This window comes from Lactiplantibacillus dongliensis (assembly GCF_005405105.1).
GTDB lineage: Bacteria > Bacillota > Bacilli > Lactobacillales > Lactobacillaceae > Lactiplantibacillus > Lactiplantibacillus dongliensis.
Window position 1 is genome coordinate 53,435 of the sequence record NZ_BJDK01000001.1, and the last position, 18,653, is coordinate 72,087.

Genomic DNA, 18,653 nt, shown 5'->3' on the forward strand with positions numbered 1-18,653 from the left:
TATATGAATTACTGTGATTATACGATAGCCAAATATGTAAAGCAATTATTAATGTCAATTCAAATAATCATGTAACTTTTCAAAGAAATTTGTCGCTTATTATTACAAAATCGGTTATGATGATGGTAATAAATTGAGCAGTTACTTCAAAAAGGAGCTTTAAAATGAGTGAACTTGAAACCATCCAGGCGTATTATGCCGCTTCATTAGGCAAGGATGGCCAAATTACCAAGACCCAGCGCAAGATTCTATCGGCCGCGTTAGCACTGTTTGCCGAAAAGAGTTACGAAGAGGTTGGTACCCGAGAAATCGCTGATCGTGCCGGTGTTGCTGAGGGGACACTTTTTCATAATTTTACTAATAAGAACGGGATTCTAAAGGCGATTATGCAGCCAATTGTGCAGCATATTTTACCGATGATGTTGAATACTTTAGATCAAGCAACCTTGGACGAAGATAGTCAAACGTTAGATGTGTTTATCGTTAGTTTGGTTGCGGATCGCGTTGCTTTTGTAGAGCGTAATCGGGCTTCCTTGAAAGTGATCTTATCCCAATTCTTCAATAACGCGGAAGACCGCGCTGCTGTACTGGGAATGGTATCACCAGAGGTTTTGACGCAAGCTAATCAGGTGATGGACCGCTTAAAAGCGGATGGTGAGCTGGTTGATTGGCCGAATCATATGATTTTACAATTATTGTTTTCAACGTTAGGTGGTTATTTAGTTGAAAAAGTCTTGTATGCGGACTTAGATGTTTATGATAATCAACAAACGGTACGCTATCTCAGTGATTTCTTAGTTAACGGGTTAAGCCCACGTAGAATGCCGTTACAAGTGGATTAGTCGGCCTACTTGTAAACTTAGGTGACCCAAATAAAACAAATGAAAACAGTTGACTATTTTCTCATTGATGATATACTACCAAGTGGAATTAAAGTGACTGCTCAATTGAAGGTGATTGAGCGTTACTGTTGAGGATCACACAGTAGTCCACAACCTGAATTCTAAACCAATAGAAGAGAGGGTTTCATAATGAAACTAGCAAAAACGAAGGACCGTTCAGCGATGGTAGCCACGAAAGGCAGTACGGGGATCCATTCGACTGGGACCGATAGTAAAAGCTTGGACGAAGTGAATGGGAGTGTGCGCGTCCCGAAGAATGCCAATTTCTGGCGGACGTTGGTGGCCTATACTGGGCCAGGCGCACTAGTAGCAGTCGGTTACATGGATCCAGGGAACTGGATCACGTCGATTGCCGGGGGTTCACAATATAAGTACGCGCTGTTATCGGTTATCTTACTTTCAAGTTTGATTGCGATGTTACTGCAAGCGATGGCCGCCCGCTTAGGGATTGTAACGGGTAAAGATTTAGCCCAATTGACCCGGGAGCGGACATCTAAGCGTATGGGAATTTTTCTATGGGTGATTACTGAATTAGCCATTATGGCGACCGATGTGGCCGAGATTATTGGTTCAGGGATTGCGTTAAAGCTGTTGTTTGGGTTCCCACTAATTGTCGGGATCTTGATTACGACCGCGGATGTTTTGATCTTATTACTCTTAATGAAGTTAGGCTTCCGTAAGATTGAAGCCATTGTGGCAACACTGGTGGCGGTAATTCTCTTCGTCTTCTTATATGAAGTGATTATCTCCCAACCAAACGTACCGCAAATGTTAAAAGGCTATGTGCCAACCACTCAAATTGTCAGCAATCAATCCATGCTTTACTTAGCGTTAGGGATTGTTGGGGCAACGGTTATGCCGCATAACTTGTACTTAGGTTCTTCAATTTCACAAACGCGGGCAGTTGATCGCAACGATGAAAAAGAAGTGGCTAAGGCCGTTAAGTTCACGACCATTGATTCTAATATTCAATTATCCGTGGCTTTTGTGGTCAACAGTCTGCTCTTAATCTTAGGGGCCGCGTTGTTCTTCGGAACGAAGGGTGATCTAGGTCGGTTCGTGGACTTATACAATGCGTTAGGTAATAGTAAGATTGTTGGCTCGATTGCCAGTCCGGTCTTGAGTATGTTGTTCGCCGTGGCGTTATTATCTTCCGGTCAAAGTTCCACAATTACGGGGACACTTTCCGGACAGATTATCATGGAAGGCTTCATCCGTTTGAAGATGCCATTATGGGCACAACGGTTGTTAACACGTTTAATCTCAGTCGCACCAGTCTTAGCTTTCGCGATTTACTACCATGGTAATGAAGCCAAGATTGAAAGTCTCTTAACGTTCTCACAAGTCTTCTTAAGTATCGCGTTGCCATTCGCGATGATTCCACTGGTCATGTTTACTAGTGATAAGAAGCTGATGGGGAACTTCAAGAACCGCGAGTGGGTCAAGTGGACCGCTTGGGTCATTACTGCAATTTTGATTGTCTTGAATATCTACTTAATCTTACAAACGGTTGGCTTAGTTTAAATTTAAAATTACTATATAATGGGACACGTTCAAGCGCCTGCTTGAGCGTGTTTTTTTGTGGTCTTGACTGCGTAGAGCAGTTAAGGGAACACCTAATGAAAAATGAAATCGTTTACTTTATCACTGGATTACTTTAAAATTATGCGTAACAAGGTTCAATAAGTAACCGAACTTCGGTTGATTGTTATGGAGGAGTAGCTAATGAAAAGACAACTTATAGCGGGGATTATCGGCATTATTGGCGGTTTGACAGGGTTGTCAGCGCCACTGACTAGTCAAGCAGTAACTAATGCCAGTTCAGAAGTGACCACCCGGACAGCCACGGTGCCGCTAACGCCCAAGCCTTACTATTTGGTGGGAACGGGGCAGGGGTACCAACTGACTGATCAGGACCAGCACGTTCAGTTGACGGCCACTCATGATTTAAAGGCCAGCCAAAAAACGACTTGGATGGTGACTGCGCAAACGGATGTGATGGCTGCGGGGAGCACCACCCGTTATTATCAAGCGACCAATGCTAAAGATGGTGTTCAAACTTGGATTGCTGCGAATCAGTTAACCCCCGGCCGACATTATCAAGCGGATGTGATTAAAGCTAAGCAAGCTAAAAATTATACGAAAGCCAAACAAGGCCGGCTTTTTCAGATGACAGGCACCGCGACGGCAATGCGATTAGTTAAAGGTCGACCATTAAGTGCCAAGCAAACCTATCACGCGACGAAGCAACGTTACTTCTATCGGCATGGGACGAAGTACTTGTACTTTTATGTTACGACTAAAAAAGGCGTTAAAGGTTGGGTCTGGCATCGGTACTTAAAAGCGGGCGCTTATTACGATGTTGTTAAGCAGCAGGCAGCCATTAAGAAGAAGCTACAAACTTATCTCAATGGTGTGACTAAGCATCGAACAACCGCAGTGTCTTTTTATAATTTGACACCAAAAAAGGGTAGTCCAGCCGCTAAAGCGCAACATGCGGCCGTCTACCGAACTGGTAAGTTAGCCGTCAATGCCCATGGCAATCAAGTGACGGTTTCGGCTAGTACGTATAAACTCTATATTGCGGCATATCTAATGCACTTGAAACAGCAACATCAGTTTTCTTGGACGAAAGCCAATACTGCTGGGATCCAGCGGATGATTGTGCAAAGTGCGAATGATTATCCGGTCAGTATATTACGGCGTTATGGGCGTACCAATATTAACCACTGGCTGGCCTCACAAGGCTATTACGGGGGCGTTTTTAGTGCCAATCACGATTCGGTGACGACGGCCAATAGCTTAATGCGAGTGTTACGCGATTTAGCAACTGGTAAACGTGCGTTTAAAAATTCGGCCGATCGAGCGCGAATTTTAAAGCTAATGGGTCGGTAGATTTATCGTCAAGGCATACCAACGGGGGCAGCGCGAGCCGATGCTGGGACGACGGTGCAAGATAAAGTCGGCTTTTTAGCTGATTATGGTCAAAATTACAATGGCGATGCGGGAATCGTGACGCTACCAAACGGCCAACGGTACATCTTAGTTGTGCTGACTTGGCGACGCTATGGTGGTAATAGTGCCAGTTTTGTTGATTTTCCGAAAATCGCTAAAATAACTAAACGGGTCCAACAGATCGTTTATTAATAAGTAAGAGTTGGTGTTAAAACGCCAGCTCTTTTTGTTTACCCCACGCTGGCTAAGGCAAACGGGGTCGGCTGTCGTAAGTTGGCGAGTAGTGGTAAGATACCATGTTCTAAATCATAAATATCGGTAATCAACGCGTTAGTTGGCAAGGTTCGCAGGGCGTCTAAGAGCGCGGCTTGTGACCAGATTTGCGCGTCACCGGGCAGTTGTAAACTCGCTTCTGGCGTTTGGACGAGGGCGGGGGCCAAGTCTTGGACAAAATAGGCAAAGTTGGGCGCAGTATTTAAGATCAGTGTCAACAGGCTGACTTGCTGTTGATCAACTTGGGCAGCCAGGGCGTGCATTTGTTGGGGCGTGTAGACCATGGCAGTGAAATGGTCCAAGGTTGATGCGGCGCATTGTTTAGTTGGGGTAGCTAAGGTGACGTTAATCCCCAGTTTCCAACTGGCAATTAATAAGACTGGTAAAACGGCGGTGTTATCCAAACTAATCAGTAATTGTTGGCCGGCGCCGACGGATTGCTGTTGCAGGCTGGTGCGACAAAGGGCAATATCTTCCAACAGGTCACCGCCTGTGTACCAGATGCCCTGCGCTTGATTCTTGATAAGGGCAGCTTGGCGATGCAATTGAAGTTGCGTTTCGATTTGGTCGGTTAAAGTGGACATGGCGGAGACCTCCTAGGCTGTAGTCGTTAAGTGGTTATTTTGTTGGGGTGTATTTGGTTTTGCTGATACTTTCCGCGCTGGTGTCAATCGTGTCTAAGACGAGATTTTGAGTGGATTTGGCGGCTAGTTTAGTTGCCCTGGGGGTTAAGTCGTGCTTCACGATAACGGTCGATCGGGTTGCTAAGTCGGTGTCGCGATTGACGCGGGTGACTAAGGCAACTGAGGTTTGAACAGGGGCGGCTGGCTTGGTATCAGCTAAGGCTGTTCCAGTTGTGGCGAATAAAGTTCCGGCGGTCATTAAGGTAATGGTAAGTTTCTTGAATAAGTTTTTCATAGTAATCAGACTCCTTTTAGTTTAGGTTTAGTTAGTGGCTGGCATTAACCAGTCGTTTGATAGTAGTTGGTGGAACTTGCGCCCCATTGGCACCCACAGTTGGTTGCGGCATAGGTCGCGGGCGGTGTCCCAGAATAGCGGATCGCTTAGTTGGTCATCGCTTAGCTTCACTTGGAAGTAGTCACCGTCTTCGGTTTTGGCAATCACCATCGGGTAGAAGACTTTCACCAAATGAACGGCTGTGATGTTTTTAATTTTAGGATCGGTATCTAATAACATTTGCATCGCTCCTTGCTTGACTTGAATGACTATAGTTTACCGGCAAAGCGGACTGGCAACTACCGAGTTTTCGTAAGCGTTAAATAAGAATTTCTTAGAAACTAACTTATTTTTAAATAAAAACAGCCCCAAAACCTGATTTATCAAGCTTTGGGGCTGCTTAGCCAGCTTTAGTTTTTTGGCCAAATAATCGTAAAGAGACTACCGTGGGGATGATTATTGACGATTTTAATGGTGGCTTGGTTTAGCGTGACGAGTTGTTGAACGATGGCTAAGCCGAGCCCGCTGCCTTCAATTGCCTGTGAGCGTGATTGATCGACGCGGTAGAACCGCTGGAAGACGGCGGCTTTTTGGTCGTCTGGAATCCCTTCACCTAGATCAGCCACTGTCAGTTGGATCTGTTGGTCAGTTTGAGTCAGACCCAACGTAATTGGCTGGTCATGTGGCGTATATTTGTGAGCATTGTCGAGCAAAGCCACGATGATTTGTTGTAGCATTTCGGCATTGCCTTTAATGTGAATATTTGAGTCAACGGCAAGTTTTAGCGTCTGTGGCGCTAACAGCGGCTGGTAATGTTCACCTAGTTGTAAGACCAGATAGGATAAGTCTTGGTCGCTAAGTTCAATTTTGGCTCGATCTGCGCGTGAGAGGTGCAATAAATTCTCGATTAAATGTTGCATGCGCAATGATTCTTCATCAATGAAGCTTAGTGATTCGGGCACCACTTCCGGATGGGCGTCCCCGCGACGCCGAATTAAGCTGAGATTGCCGCGAATCGCGGCGATCGGTGTCCGTAATTCATGTGACGCATCCGAAATGAATTGTCGTTCGTGCTGGAGCCGTTGGTTTTGAGCGACTAACAATTCGTTGAATGCTTGGCCCAAATCCGTAATTTCGCGGGGACTATTCGGTACGGTCAAAGTCGGTTGGTCAGCTTCAGGATCGTTAGAGGTGTATTTAGTTTCGTGTAATAAGGCAATGGTCGGCGCACTTAAACGCAGGGCCAACCGATGCGCCCACCAGGTTCCCAGGGCTAACGTTGCCAGCATGACGATGATAATCAAAGCAATCAAGACCAATAAACTATTGATCAAGCGACGGAGACTGACCCAGAGCTGGTACGTATTTTGACCATCTTCTTGCGAATAAGCTAGAAAGAAACCAAATCCACGCACGTAAACCAAACTACCTAGTAACTTGGTCTGGTTTTTAGCAAAAAAGGCCTTGGACGATGGCGATGTTAAGATTGTTTGCTTGTTTTTCGTGGTGGTGGTGAGTGTCGCATCGCTGGTCGTTACGCGAATAAAGGCCGGTTGTTTTGAATTGCGGGTCGTCGTGTTGTTCCAATGAATGAAGCTGGGGACATCTTTAATATTGGCTTGGTGCAGGCTGTTCATTAAATCATGGGCTTCATGCGTGGTATTAATCGTTTGCTGGGTGCCAACGACTAGCAAGATAATGGCACTGATGGCTAAGGTAATGGTTAAAACCAAGCGCTTGACGGCTTGATTAATGAGCTGTTCATACGTTGGCGTGGCAGCTTTTTTAGTTGGCATTGGCGATCGACTCCCTTAATTTATAACCGACCCCGCGCACGGTCTTTATCAACGGGGTGGTATTGTCGTGATCGACTTTGTTGCGTAAGTAACCGACATAGACATCTACAACGTTTTGTTGGCCGAGAAAGTCCGCCCCCCAGACTTGGTCGAGGAGGTCATCGCGCGTGAAGACTTGATCGGGATGGGCTAAGAAGAATTGTAGCAAATCGTACTCACGGTGGGTGAGCTGGACTTCTTCTCCGGCACAAGTGACACGATGGGCTTTGGTATCGAGGGTGACGTCATCTAACTGGTAGATTTGATTCGGTTCAGCTTGGTTTTCAGCTCGGCGCTGAATCACCCGAATACGGGCCAGTAATTCTTCAATCTCAAACGGCTTAGTGATGTAATCGTCGGCGCCGTTATCTAGGCCGGCAACTTTATCGCCAATATAATCACGGGCAGTCATAATGATGACGGGCACTTGGTCGTGTTTACGAATACGTCGCAAGACTTCCATCCCATCAAGCTTTGGTAGCATCCAGTCTAGTAAAATTAATAAGAGGTCGTTTTTATGTTGTTCGTAGCTCGCCATTGCGGTTAAGCCATCATTGGCGACAACCACGTCAAAGTCTTCGAATTGGAGTTCTTTAGTTAAGTATCCCGATAAACTTAATTCATCTTCGACAATTAAAATCGTTTTTTTCATTGTTAGCTCAGTCCTTACTATTCACAAAGTTATCTTGAGTTTAGCATAGAAGCATGGCGTAAATGTGAAGAAGCCATCTTGAAGTCGTGAGTTGGGGACCATGCTGGTTCGTCCAGCGTTAGTGCTTAGGTAGATATAAATGAACGGTATGCTTGGTGCTAGTTGGTTTAAACCGCCACTTTGGTTGGGCCAGAATCGGCTGGAACGTGGTGGCCGCGTTTTGGGTTCAAAATGGCCCATACATTCCAGCGTTTTAGGAACCAAGCGGCAGGCGGATGTTAAAGCGGGCCAAACATTGGCCATAAAAAAAGATCTGATAGTTAATCAGATCAGTTGCTTTCAAATAATAGCGTTTTAACGGGTATGAAATTGCGGATGCAACATCTTGGGATGCTGATGGTCATTGCCGTGGTACTGAATCAGCCAATAATCATTTTGCGGTAGTGAATACCGGGCAATTACATGGGAGACCACGTAACGAACGGTATCAGCATTGGCATTGGTCCATAGACGCCAAGTGGGTAACTTGGCGGAATAGACGCGTTCCCAATCGCCTAAAGCTTGCTCGGCGGCCGATAATGCGACTAACAGGTCAGTCTGCAGGTTTCCAGTTAATTCAATTAAATAACAGTATTCTTGCTGGTGCACTGATTCGGTCTTGATCATAATAGGCAACTCCTTTGGTGTAGATTAGCCTGGCTAACCGCCTAAGCCCATAAACAATCCTTTAAATATATAGTACAACCATTTGACTAATAAGCCTAGTATTTTAATTGACTGTTACTAAAATGTAATACTTACAGTTTCAGTTTAGCTTATTTCTGAGCGCTTTCCCTTGACCTGAAACGCGTTTCAGCGGTTATAGTATAGCTATAAGAACGAGAGGAGATGCGCGTTATGGAGACCGGTATTTTAAAGCAGATTGATTTAAAAACAATGATCGAACGTTATTTTTTTGTTGCGGTTGAACGGCAGGCTGATCAGATTAAAATTTGGTCAACGCAAGCTTTTAAGCCACTGACAGTGACGTTTAATATGCATGAATTACACATTCATCGTCAACGCGCCGAAGCGGCAGTTGCGAATAAAAAATATGAATTTAATGATAATACGGGTGGCCTGGTTTCACAACTGGCGGATTGGCAGCAAGGGGTTAATTTTGCTTAGGCGACTCAGTTGAAGCCGGTATTGTAAGGTTAAAATGGTTTGTAAGGATACTTAAAATAGGCAGAGTAAGCGGTTAAAATGAACAGTTTAAGTAGAAATTATGACAGATGCTCGGTGCTAGTTGGATTAACGTGTTACGCTGGTTGACCCAAAACCGGCTGACGGTCATTTTAACTTATGGTACCTGAGATAAAAAAAGATAGGGGTTCAGAAATCAGCTAAGACTTTCTGAATCCCTATCTTTTTGTCGTGATCCCGGTAGTCGAAATTATCGGCGATCCCACGTTGGCTTAATTAGTCGTATCGGTATAAGTAATGTTGTCTAAGCCGTTCGTATCATAGTTCAAGTTAGTGATACCATCGTAGGTTGTATTGAGGGTATTTAACTTGGTTTCCATATTACTAATCGTTTCGGCTTTCAACCCCAGCTGTTTGCGAATTGCGTTAGAGGTTGCTTGAAGCTTAGCTGTGCTGGCGATCTGGTATGAACTCGTATTGATCCAAGCGGGGGTTTCAATCATTTGGTGTGATTGAATGTGCTTGGTATTGGCACGATCTTTGGTCGCTAAAGCAACTAGGTCATTGAAGCTTAAGTCAGTTCGTAAGTTGTTTTTCAGTGACCCCAATAGCTGATTATAGCGCGTTAAGGTTTTAGTTGCGGCGAGCTTGGTCAAGACGGCTTTCATGACTTGTTGCTGGCGTAATTGCCGGCCGTAGTCACCGCGAGGATCTTGGTAACGCATCCGCGTGTAAGTTAAGGCTTGTTTGCCGGTTAAATGGTGGCGCCCCTTAGTAATGGTGATATGATCATAGCTAACTTTCATCGGACTGGTGATGGTGACGCCACCGACAGCATCCACAATTTGTTTTAAACCACCCATGTTTAAAGTCGCATAATAATCAATTGGAATGTTGAGTAGCCGACTGACACTGGCTTTAGCCATCGTTGAGCCGCCAATATTATAGGCAGCGTTTAACTTTTGGACGTTGGTGGTTTTAGTGCCCACCATTTGCGCCAGAGTATCTCTAGGAATACTGGTGATCACGGTCTTTTTAGTTTGTGGATTAATGGTAACCACCATAATAGTGTCAGAATTACCTTTACTAATGCGACCATCTGCACCGGTATCAGTACCAAGTAATAAGAGACTGATTGGTTGTGACGTTTTTAGTGTACTGCTAATATTACTGCCGGTATAAATCTGATCGGCGTATTGCGCCTTGGCCTGGTGAATCATGATGCCCGCGACGATGGCGATGATGCCAACGACGAGTCCCATGATCCATAATAATGGTCGGCGTTTAGATTGTCCCATATGTTGCATGACTTGCACCCCTCTTTTTGATCCTAATCACTAGGATAACGATAAAATGGGTCATTGAAAAATACTAAAATTAAGTGTAGTTAATCAAAAAAATAAATACCAGTTATCTTGCTTGGATAAGTAACTGTCTAAATACTTGTTTAAGATTTTGAGTTTATTGGTAGGGTTGCGCTTTCATTTGGCTTATACTGAACTTGTAACTAACTGACAAAAGTGAGGTTTTGGAATTGACAGTTTTTAGAGCATTTTCAGCACAGCAAGTTTTAACGGACTTAAAGGCTGAGGTAACGGATGGTCAAGTGTTGACGGATCCAGCTACTTTGAAGCAATTTTCGTTCAGTAAAAGATTAAGTGACGATGATAGTGGCTTAGCGTTAGCTTACGTTGAAGCCCAATCAACGCAAGATATTCAAGGGGCTTTGAAGATTGCCCGTAAATACCATATTGCCGTTGTGCCGCAATCACAAACTACGAGTACTGTTATTGGTTCTGATGGGATTGCCGGCTGCTTGATTTTATCAACTGCTAAAATGAACCATATCTTAGAGATTAGTAAAGAAGATTCTGTGGCGGTTGTCGAACCAGGCGTTGTGAACGGTGATTTAGACCATGAAGCACGCAAACAAGGAATGTTTTATGCCCCCGATCCAGGTTCGAAGCCGATGTCTGGGATTGGCGGCAATGTCGCGACTAATGCCGGTGGGATGAGTACTGTAAAGTATGGCGCGACCAAGGATAATGTCCTTGGCTTGAAAGTCGTTTTGGCTGATGGGCGCGAAATTAAATTGGGCGGTCGGACGTTGAAGCAAGCCTTTGGTTATGATTTAACGCAACTCATGGTTGGTTCTGAAGGGACTTTAGGGATTATCACCGAAGTTATCGTTAAGTTAATGCCGATTCCACTAGGAACACCAGTGATGGGGGTTGCCTTCTTTGACAGCATGACGGCCTTGGCAAAAGCCGTTACTGCGATTCGGATCTCTGGTGTCTATCCAACTATGTTGGAAGCCTTAGATGGTAATACCGTGATTGCCTTGGATCGTTATGAAAAAAACCATTATGCTGATAATAATGGCGCCATGTTGATCTTTAAGTTGGATAACGGTGGCGAGGCCAGCATGAACGTGGTCAAACAGCTATTGGCTGACCAACGAGCCGGTCACGTGACGATTACCACTGATCCAACTGAACAAGCCCAACTTGAAAGGTTACGCCAAGATATGCTACCAGCCGTGTTTGCTGGACAAAACCATATTATGGAAGATATGGCCGTGCCGTTGTCCCAATTAGCCCCATTGATGGACTATATTCAAGACTTAGGTCAACGCTTGGATGTTAAGATTTATACGGCGGGACATGCGGGTGACGGTAATGTGCATCCAACATTGATCTGGCCAAAAGATGTCACGGAAGTCCCAGAAAACGTCATTATTGCGTTGCAAGAGATGTTCCATAAGACCCTTGAACTTGGTGGGACGATTTCAGGTGAACATGCTGTTGGTATGTTGAAAAATCAATGGAATAATGCTGAATTGGGTGAAGATGTTGATCAACTGCAACACCAAATCAAAGCTTTATTTGACCCGATGAATCTATTGAATCCTAAACGGAAGATTAACTAGTAAAGAGTCAGCACCGGGCGCACCATTTGTTTGTTTTGAATGTGCCAATCAATGCTGAGGTGATCGCATGATGTCGCGTTGTGGTTACTTAATGTTTAAAATGGCAACTGGATTAGACCCAGTTGGTTAATAGTTGCGCCTGATGACGATTACCGCTATCATTAGGATTAAATACGGGATGACGCGTGATAGAGGAGGAGATTATTTGGCACCAAAAAGTGCTAACATTCGGCTAGAGTTCGATGCTGAGGTGTTACGTAACGAGATTTTTGATGTCGTTGATTTTGCCAGTTTTGAGCGCTTTTGGCAACGTTTTGAACACTTCTTAGAAGATCGCAAGGTTACTGGCCATTTACATGTCTTGGAAGGACACGGCCTAATTCCGAGTGAGTTCAAAGATGTTGCCGGTAGTTTAGGTTATTTAGCTGGTGGCGAGCCCTATCAGGTTGATTACGACCAGATTATGCGTGACTGGCTAATTACCATTCAGTAGTAAATGAAGTATTGAGAGAGAAAGTTCAACCATTGGAGTGCGAAATTTAGTGAGTAAAGCAAATTCTCAAGCTGACTCAGCTGATCAATTTCTGCCAGCCCCACCGGAGTTGCTGCAAGCGGTTGACCAACTGAAAGCTTATTCGCTGCGCTATGAAGTAGCGATGAAATTGGTTTTGGATAAGTTAGAGTATATTAGTCAAGAATATGAATTAAGGTACGGTTATGCGTTAATTGACAGTAAGCAGTCGCGGATTAAGGCGCCAGAAAGTATTATTGGTAAGCTACAACGGAAGCATTTGCCATTGACGCTAGATGCGATGTTTCATAATTTACATGATATTGCCGGGATCCGACTGATTGTCCGCTTTCTGAGCGATGTTAAAACGGTCGAAGACTTATTAGCAACTCAGGCTGATTTGAAAGTCTTGCGGGTGAAAGATTATATCAATCATCCGAAACCCAATGGCTATCAAAGTTTGCATCTGATTATTGGCGTGCCCGTCTATACGGTTGATGGTCCGAATATCGTTGAAGTCGAGTTGCAGATTCGCACGATTGCGATGAACTTCTGGGCTTCATTGGAGCATGAACTGAATTACAAGAAGAATGTGCCCAACCAAGTGGCCTTACAACGGTCGTTAACGAAGAAGGCCCGCTTGATCACGCAACTGGATCAAGAGATGGACGATATTAAAGAACGCATGTATGATCAAAAAACGGATACCCATTAGAAAAACAGCGTCAGCATGGCCCCTTCGGCCTGCTGACGCTGTTTTTATGGCTAAAACTTGATGGTTATCAAGTCTCGGTGGCGCTTGATTTGTTAGATTGATAAAGGCCTAGTTAGCCAAGAATCAGCTGAACCCCGGCCAGATTCCAGAATAACGGGTCGTCGTGTTTCTGAAAACTGATTCGTATCGGCAAAGCAGATCCATTTTCAGGCTGACCAATAATTTGAAGATCGAATACTTTCACTATTTGTGCTGCCATGATATTTTTGATGCAGCGGTTATTAGCTATCAGTATATCGAATGTTTCACTTTTCGTATAAAGGTATCATTAATTCGTTCATTATATTAATGATACCAAGTAAAAATGCTGGCTCAGCCACTCATGATGAGCGTCGTTGGGCTGGTTAAGTCAAGTGGCGCTGACCCTAAGTTTCAGGTGGTAAATCCGAAATATCTTTTAGTGGTTTGCCACGGTACCACCAGTCATTAATGAAGGTGGCCAATTCTTCTGGCGATTCTTGCAGTCCGGTTTTTAGCCAGTAACGAACGACGCCGACAATGCCGTTCAGGTAATATTCGAACATGTATTGACCTTCACGAACGCTGACATTGCCAATGCGGGCCTGGTTGTGTTCTAAGATTTCCCGTTTCGTTGTTGCAATAAAGTGCATGAGAAAGTCTTGGTCCGTTGTCAGAATAAAGGAAGTTACTGCGTGACGCTTCTTTACGATTTCAAAGATCCCCGTTAAGATGGCGCGTAGTGAGTTGGGGTGCGTATGTTCATTAATCACTGCGAGCAGTTCCTTCGTCGCATCTTGTTCCATTGTATGCATACAGTCTTTGACATCTTCATAGTGCGCATAAAACGTTCCCCGATTGATGTCAGCGGCTTTGCAAACGGCGGTTACCGTAATTTCATTAATGGTCTGAGTATGCAGAAGCTCAATCAAGCTATCTTGAATGAGTCGCTTAGTCATTTGCGACCGTCGATTATTTTTTGTTCCTACCACTTTGTTTTCACCTCATTGTTTGAACAATTCACTGTTAACTGTTTAATTAATGACGAATTTATGAAAATTGTTGGTTGAAATTTCATTCATTTTCATCTAACATGTTGTTATTATTTAAACACATTGTTGATTAAATGTCACGATGTCGTTTTAAGAATCTGATTTAGGGAAGGGATACAGATTGAAAGGGAGCCGTAGACGCTTTATAATTCAGGCGATCGTTTGGTTAGTGGTAATGGTAGCGGCCATTTTCCTATTGCCAAACGTCAGCCAATTGGTCCGCGATAAGGGCCAAACGCAACTGCCAAGCAGTGCGAAGAGTCAAGTTGCACAAGTGATCCAAGATCATTGGGGGCGGAATCAAAATGATACCCGTCAAGTGGTCGTGGTCTTTAGCAATGGCGACTCGCCGTTAACTGACAATCAAAAAGCAGAGATCGATGGGACGATCCAACGCTTTAAAGTTGAAAAGTCAAAATATCATGTGAAATCAATGACAGCTGCCAGCGATAACGCTGCGGCGAAGAAGCAATTGATCTCAAAAGATAAGTCAACTGAGTTATTGCAGTTAATGGTTGGTAAGAACCAGACCGTTGAAAATATGACGAAAAACATCACAGCTGGTGCGAAAACTACCGGTGTGAAGACGTATATTACTGGGAGTGACATCTTAAATGATGACTTTACCCAGGAAACCGAAGCAGGGATTCAGAAGACCGAAATTATTACGGTTATCTTTATCTTTATCGTCTTGACCTTAGTGTTCCGGTCGCCGATAACACCGTTAGTGTCATTATTCTCAGTTGGGTTATCGTTTATCATCTCATTGAGTATCGTGATGAATTTAGTGGATAAGTTTAACTTCCCACTATCGAACTTTACGCAAGTCTTTATGGTCGTCGTCCTCTTCGGGATTGGGACCGATTATAACATCTTACTGTTTGATCAGTTCAAAGAAGAACTCAGTCATGGCGATAGTCCGGTCGCCGCGACTGGGCGGGCGTTAAAGATTGCTGGCCGGACGATTCTCTTTAGTGGGTCCTCGTTATTAATCGGGTTCTCCGCGTTAGGGTTAGCTAATTTCTCAATCTATCGTTCAGCAGTCGGCGTGGCCGTTGCGGTTGCCATCTTATTGATGGTGCTGTTAACGTTGAACCCATTCTTTATGGCATTGTTAGGACCAAAGCTGTTCTGGCCAAGCAAGAAGTTTGCGGGCGGTAGTACTAGTAAGATGTGGCATGGATTGGCGGCCAATTCGGTACGCTACCCATTGATTGCCTTAGTAGTGGTCTTAGGGGTCTCGTTGCCATTTGTCTTAACCTATAATAATCAATTAAATTATGATACGTTAGCGGAATTAAATGATACAATTCCCGCTAAGCAAGGATTCAAAGTCGTTCAAAAGCATTTCTCCAAAGGGACGGCGGAACCATCAACGTTATATATCAAGACGGATCACGCCTTGAATAACGAAAAAGATTTAAAAGTCATCGACGGCTTAACCAAGCAATTGCAACAAGTTAAGGGTGTCAAGACGGTGGCTTCCGTCACCCAGCCAGGTGGCGCGGAAGTCAGTGATTTATACTTGAAGAGCCAATTAGGCACCGTTACCAGCGGGGTGAAGACAGCTGGGAGCGGCTTAACGAAGATCGGTAACGGCTTGGATAGTGCGAACAAGAAGTTGAAGAGTTCAGATATGTCCTCTGGTGTGAGTGGTGCTAAAAAGCTCGCAAACGGGGCGAAGACCTTAGATAAAGGCTTGGTCACTTATACGAATGGTGTTTACACGGTTAATAAGGGTGTCAACAAGCTGAATAATAGCACTGGTTCTTTATCGAGCGGTGTTAATAAGTTAGCTAGTGGCGCTGGTCAAGTTAGCTCGGGACTAAGTACTTTAAATGGTAAAACGGGCACTTTAGCGAGTGGTGCGAGTCAATTAGCTACGGGGTCAAACAAATTAAAATCTGGTTTAGTGACTTATACGAATGGTGTTTATACCGTTAATACTGGCTTGAATCAGTTGAATAGCAAGACTGGGACGTTGGCTAGTGGTGCAAGCCAATTATCAAGTGGTTCTAGCAAACTAAAATCTGGCTTAGTAACTTATACGAATGGTGTTTATACCGTTAATACTGGTTTAAATCAACTTAACAATAGTACTGATTCACTGTCGTCAGGCATCAATACGTTGTCTAGTGGGACTAGTTCATTATTTAATGGGACTCAGTCTTTAACATCTGGCTTGGATACTTTAAATAGTAAAAAGACTGATATTAGTACCGGGACGGCAACGTTAGCTACTAGTGTGTCACAATTACAAAGTGGTGCGTCACAAGTTTCAACTGGGCTGACAGATCTTCAAAGTCAACTTAAAGAGGCTGAAGTTACAGATGAACAGAAAGCAGCGTTAGTGACCTTACAAGGTAAATTAACTGATCTCAATAGTCAAATGAGAAAATTAGCGACGTTAGCACCACAAATTGATAGTGGTAAGAAGTCGATTACTGATTTTTCAAGTGTATTTTCTAATAGTGAACCTAGAATCGCTACTGACTTAACAACGGCGGAAAAGGCTTTGGAAAGTGCATCCAGTGCTGATGCAGCAACGCCAAGTGCTACAAGTACAACTAGCGTTAATGCCAATACAGTTGCTGCCGCCGCAGTTGCTGCCGCTGGTTCGTCAGCGACATCTGAACAAAAATCAGCTATCAATTCTGCGGTTAATTCTGCGGTAAGCGCGCAACAAAGTTCGAATAGTAAGACGACTGCTACAACCAGAGCTGGGAGTACGTCACTTGCACAGGGTGGTTTAGATGCTATTCGTGATGCCCAAGATCAACTGACCAGCATTAATAATGCGGCAGCAGGGTTGCAAAGTGCTGGCACGCAGTTAAGTGCTTTATCTGATATTGGAACTCTAGCTAGTGGTAGTATTGCGGTTAATACGGCTTCGATGAAGACAATCACACAATTACAAACTGCCATTGCTGGAACTCAAAAAGTTGAAGCTGCTTTGGCTGATAATAATGGTCAACCTGGATTGGTCAGTGGTTCAACTCAAGTCTCACAAGGTTTGAGTAAATTGCAAACTGGTGCTGATAAATTGGCTTCACAATTGGGAACTTATACTGATGGTGTAGCTACCGCTGCCGCTGGTGCTGATAAGTTAAATAATGGTGCTTCAAGCTTAAATAGCGGTGTTAGTGAATTAAGTGCAAAGGTACCAACGTTGACGAGTGCAATCAATGCCTTAGCAACAGGTTCCAATAAATTGGTTGCTAATTCAGCATCATTAAATAATGGGGCGTCACAATTAGCTACTGGAACAAGTCAACTAAATGCACAAGTACCAGCCTTAGTTAGTGGTGTTAGCGCCTTAACGGCTGGAACGAATAAATTAGCTGCTAATTCAGCTTCACTAAACAGTGGGGCGGCCCAGTTAGCTAGTGGTACAAATGCATTGAATGCACAAGTACCAGCCTTAGTTAATGGTGTCAGCAAGTTATCAAGCGGGGCTTCTCAAGTTTCAACTGGGATGAACAGCTTGAAAGCACAAGTACCAACTTTAGTTAGTGGTGTTAGTGCATTAGCAGCTGGAACGAATAAGTTAGCTGCTAACTCTGATCAATTAACTGCTGGGGCAGCCCAATTAGCTACTGGTAACCAAACCATGTACACCACGCTCCAAAGCTTAGTTGGCCAAATGTCGACCTTGCAAAAGGGCTTGGCTACGGCTAGTGCCGGGACGAAGAAAGTCAATACCGGGGTTAAATCTGCCAATAGTTACTTAACTGGTGTGAAGAACTCCGATGCAGCGAAGACTTACTATGTGCCAAACAGTGTCTTGAAAGGGAAGACATACAAGCCAGCGTTGAAGGCTTATATGTCCGGCAATAATCACGCCACGAAATTGACGATTGTCTTAAATGATAATCCAAGTTCAAAGGCGGCGATGAACAAGGTAGCTGCGATTCAAACGCAAGCGAAGAATACCTTGAAAGGGACGTCATTAGATGGTGCTACGATTGCCATTGGTGGTCAAACTTCTGAGACTAACGATACCCAAGCGATTGCGTCGAGTGACTTTGTCCGGACGGCGGCGATTATGTTAGTCGGAATCTTGATTGCCTTGATGTTCATTACGCGCTCCGTCTTACAACCGTTCTACATCTTAGGAACATTGCTGTTAGCTTACATCATGTCCTTAAGTCTTACGCGGATGTTGAGTAACTGGTTCTTAGGCCAAAGCATGTTAACTTGGAACACACCGTTCTTTGGTTTTATCATGTTGATTGCCCTGGGGGTCGATTACAGTATCTTCTTGATGATGAAGTATCGTGAGTTCGATAACTCAGCAGCCACGCCAAGTACCCGGATTGTTCGGGCAGCGGCGGTGATTGGGGCGGTTGTCTTGTCAGCGGCCTTGATCTTGAGCGGAACCTTTGCGGCCTTGATGCCTTCAGGGGTCTTGACCTTGATTCAAGTGGCGATGGTCGTCATTATCGGGTTGATTATCTTAGTCTTTGCGATTCCGATTATCATTCCAAGTTTGATTCGCTTAACCTACCCGTTAACGGATCGGATGGAGAATGAAGCGACAGCTGAAAAGCAAACAACGCGGAAACGAAACTAAAAGTTAAATAAGCGTTAGCAGGTATGTTACTGTTAACTTACTGGCGGTGCCGGTTAGCAAGGTTGATGACGTTGCTAGCGGGCACCGTTTTTTTGA

General features: G+C 44.3%; 17 protein-coding genes. 9 read left to right on the forward strand and 8 right to left on the reverse strand.

The annotated features are described in order from the left end of the window. The first annotated feature begins 164 nt into the window (after positions 1-164). From FFM80_RS00265 to FFM80_RS00280, 4 genes are all read left to right on the forward strand, one after another. Positions 165-842 carry a TetR/AcrR family transcriptional regulator gene (locus tag FFM80_RS00265; RefSeq protein WP_137638974.1) on the forward strand — a complete coding sequence of 226 codons (678 nt, stop codon included), beginning with the start codon at positions 165-167 and terminating at the stop codon, positions 840-842. Between the two features lie 189 nt (positions 843-1,031). Next, positions 1,032-2,426 carry an Nramp family divalent metal transporter gene (locus FFM80_RS00270; protein ID WP_137635323.1) on the forward strand — a complete coding sequence of 465 codons (1,395 nt, stop codon included), beginning with the start codon at positions 1,032-1,034 and terminating at the stop codon, positions 2,424-2,426. Between the two features lie 201 nt (positions 2,427-2,627). Beyond that, a complete protein-coding gene (locus FFM80_RS00275) occupies positions 2,628-3,797 on the forward strand; it encodes a serine hydrolase (RefSeq protein ID WP_137638975.1) in 1,170 nt (389 codons plus the stop codon). A 54-nt stretch (positions 3,798-3,851) separates the two neighbouring features. Continuing rightward, entirely contained in the window at positions 3,852-4,049 is a 198-nt protein-coding gene (locus FFM80_RS00280) for a hypothetical protein (RefSeq protein WP_137638976.1), read from the forward strand. 38 nt (positions 4,050-4,087) lie between these two features. Here FFM80_RS00280 and FFM80_RS00285 read toward each other — a convergent pair whose 3' ends face one another. From FFM80_RS00285 to FFM80_RS00310, 6 genes are all read right to left on the reverse strand, one after another. Next, on the reverse strand, positions 4,088-4,714 hold the full coding sequence (locus tag FFM80_RS00285) for a hypothetical protein (RefSeq protein ID WP_137638977.1): 627 nt from the start codon (positions 4,712-4,714) through the stop codon (positions 4,088-4,090). A gap of 34 nt (positions 4,715-4,748) precedes the next feature. Next, complete coding sequence (locus tag FFM80_RS00290) at positions 4,749-5,048, reverse strand: hypothetical protein (RefSeq protein ID WP_137638978.1); 300 nt, start codon at positions 5,046-5,048, stop codon at positions 4,749-4,751. A gap of 27 nt (positions 5,049-5,075) precedes the next feature. Beyond that, positions 5,076-5,327, reverse strand: coding sequence for a hypothetical protein (locus tag FFM80_RS00295; RefSeq protein ID WP_137638979.1), 252 nt, complete (start codon positions 5,325-5,327; stop codon positions 5,076-5,078). 170 nt (positions 5,328-5,497) lie between these two features. After that, entirely contained in the window at positions 5,498-6,883 is a 1,386-nt protein-coding gene (locus FFM80_RS00300; RefSeq protein WP_137638980.1) for a sensor histidine kinase, read from the reverse strand. Then, a complete protein-coding gene (locus tag FFM80_RS00305; RefSeq protein ID WP_137638981.1) occupies positions 6,873-7,574 on the reverse strand; it encodes a response regulator transcription factor in 702 nt (233 codons plus the stop codon). Before FFM80_RS00305 ends, FFM80_RS00300 begins: the two co-directional genes overlap by 11 nt. 354 nt (positions 7,575-7,928) lie before the next feature. Then, positions 7,929-8,240: a hypothetical protein gene (locus FFM80_RS00310; RefSeq protein ID WP_137638982.1), complete on the reverse strand. Its 312-nt coding sequence runs from the start codon at positions 8,238-8,240 to the stop codon at positions 7,929-7,931. 231 nt (positions 8,241-8,471) lie between these two features. On the opposite strand from FFM80_RS00310, the gene FFM80_RS00315 reads away from it, so the two are divergent. Next, positions 8,472-8,741 (forward strand): hypothetical protein, encoded by a 270-nt coding sequence (locus FFM80_RS00315; RefSeq protein ID WP_137638983.1) that lies wholly within the window; start codon positions 8,472-8,474, stop codon positions 8,739-8,741. 290 nt (positions 8,742-9,031) lie between these two features. Here the strand turns inward: FFM80_RS00315 and FFM80_RS00320 are convergent, their stop codons facing one another. Continuing rightward, positions 9,032-10,066, reverse strand: coding sequence for an LCP family protein (locus tag FFM80_RS00320; protein ID WP_137638984.1), 1,035 nt, complete (start codon positions 10,064-10,066; stop codon positions 9,032-9,034). Positions 10,067-10,293: 227 nt separating this feature from the next. Between FFM80_RS00320 and FFM80_RS00325 the strand changes: the two genes are divergently transcribed. The 3 genes from FFM80_RS00325 to FFM80_RS00335 all read left to right on the forward strand — a co-directional run bounded on the left by FFM80_RS00325 (position 10,294) and on the right by FFM80_RS00335 (position 12,914). Next, positions 10,294-11,688, forward strand: coding sequence for an FAD-binding oxidoreductase (locus tag FFM80_RS00325; RefSeq protein WP_137638985.1), 1,395 nt, complete (start codon positions 10,294-10,296; stop codon positions 11,686-11,688). 205 nt (positions 11,689-11,893) lie between these two features. Continuing rightward, a complete protein-coding gene (locus FFM80_RS00330; protein WP_137638986.1) occupies positions 11,894-12,181 on the forward strand; it encodes a hypothetical protein in 288 nt (95 codons plus the stop codon). A gap of 49 nt (positions 12,182-12,230) precedes the next feature. Continuing rightward, positions 12,231-12,914, forward strand: a complete 684-nt coding sequence (locus FFM80_RS00335; RefSeq protein ID WP_137638987.1) for a GTP pyrophosphokinase — start codon at positions 12,231-12,233, stop codon at positions 12,912-12,914. Between the two features lie 425 nt (positions 12,915-13,339). Here the strand turns inward: FFM80_RS00335 and FFM80_RS00340 are convergent, their stop codons facing one another. Beyond that, entirely contained in the window at positions 13,340-13,924 is a 585-nt protein-coding gene (locus FFM80_RS00340; RefSeq protein WP_137638988.1) for a TetR/AcrR family transcriptional regulator, read from the reverse strand. 181 nt (positions 13,925-14,105) lie between these two features. Here FFM80_RS00340 and FFM80_RS00345 point away from each other — a divergent pair, with 181 nt between their 5' ends. Continuing rightward, positions 14,106-18,557: an MMPL family transporter gene (locus FFM80_RS00345; RefSeq protein ID WP_137638989.1), complete on the forward strand. Its 4,452-nt coding sequence runs from the start codon at positions 14,106-14,108 to the stop codon at positions 18,555-18,557. The last annotated feature ends 96 nt before the right edge of the window (positions 18,558-18,653 follow it).

Coding starts and splice junctions, on each gene's coding strand:
- FFM80_RS00265 (WP_137638974.1), top strand. CDS start 165: ATGAGTGAACTTGAAACCATCCAGGCGTATTATGCCGCTTCATTAGGC.
- FFM80_RS00270 (WP_137635323.1), top strand. CDS start 1,032: ATGAAACTAGCAAAAACGAAGGACCGTTCAGCGATGGTAGCCACGAAA.
- FFM80_RS00275 (WP_137638975.1), top strand. CDS start 2,628: ATGAAAAGACAACTTATAGCGGGGATTATCGGCATTATTGGCGGTTTG.
- FFM80_RS00285 (WP_137638977.1), bottom strand. CDS start 4,714: ATGTCCACTTTAACCGACCAAATCGAAACGCAACTTCAATTGCATCGC.
- FFM80_RS00290 (WP_137638978.1), bottom strand. CDS start 5,048: ATGAAAAACTTATTCAAGAAACTTACCATTACCTTAATGACCGCCGGA.
- FFM80_RS00295 (WP_137638979.1), bottom strand. CDS start 5,327: ATGTTATTAGATACCGATCCTAAAATTAAAAACATCACAGCCGTTCAT.
- FFM80_RS00300 (WP_137638980.1), bottom strand. CDS start 6,883: ATGCCAACTAAAAAAGCTGCCACGCCAACGTATGAACAGCTCATTAAT.
- FFM80_RS00305 (WP_137638981.1), bottom strand. CDS start 7,574: ATGAAAAAAACGATTTTAATTGTCGAAGATGAATTAAGTTTATCGGGA.
- FFM80_RS00310 (WP_137638982.1), bottom strand. CDS start 8,240: ATGATCAAGACCGAATCAGTGCACCAGCAAGAATACTGTTATTTAATT.
- FFM80_RS00315 (WP_137638983.1), top strand. CDS start 8,472: ATGGAGACCGGTATTTTAAAGCAGATTGATTTAAAAACAATGATCGAA.
- FFM80_RS00320 (WP_137638984.1), bottom strand. CDS start 10,066: ATGCAACATATGGGACAATCTAAACGCCGACCATTATTATGGATCATG.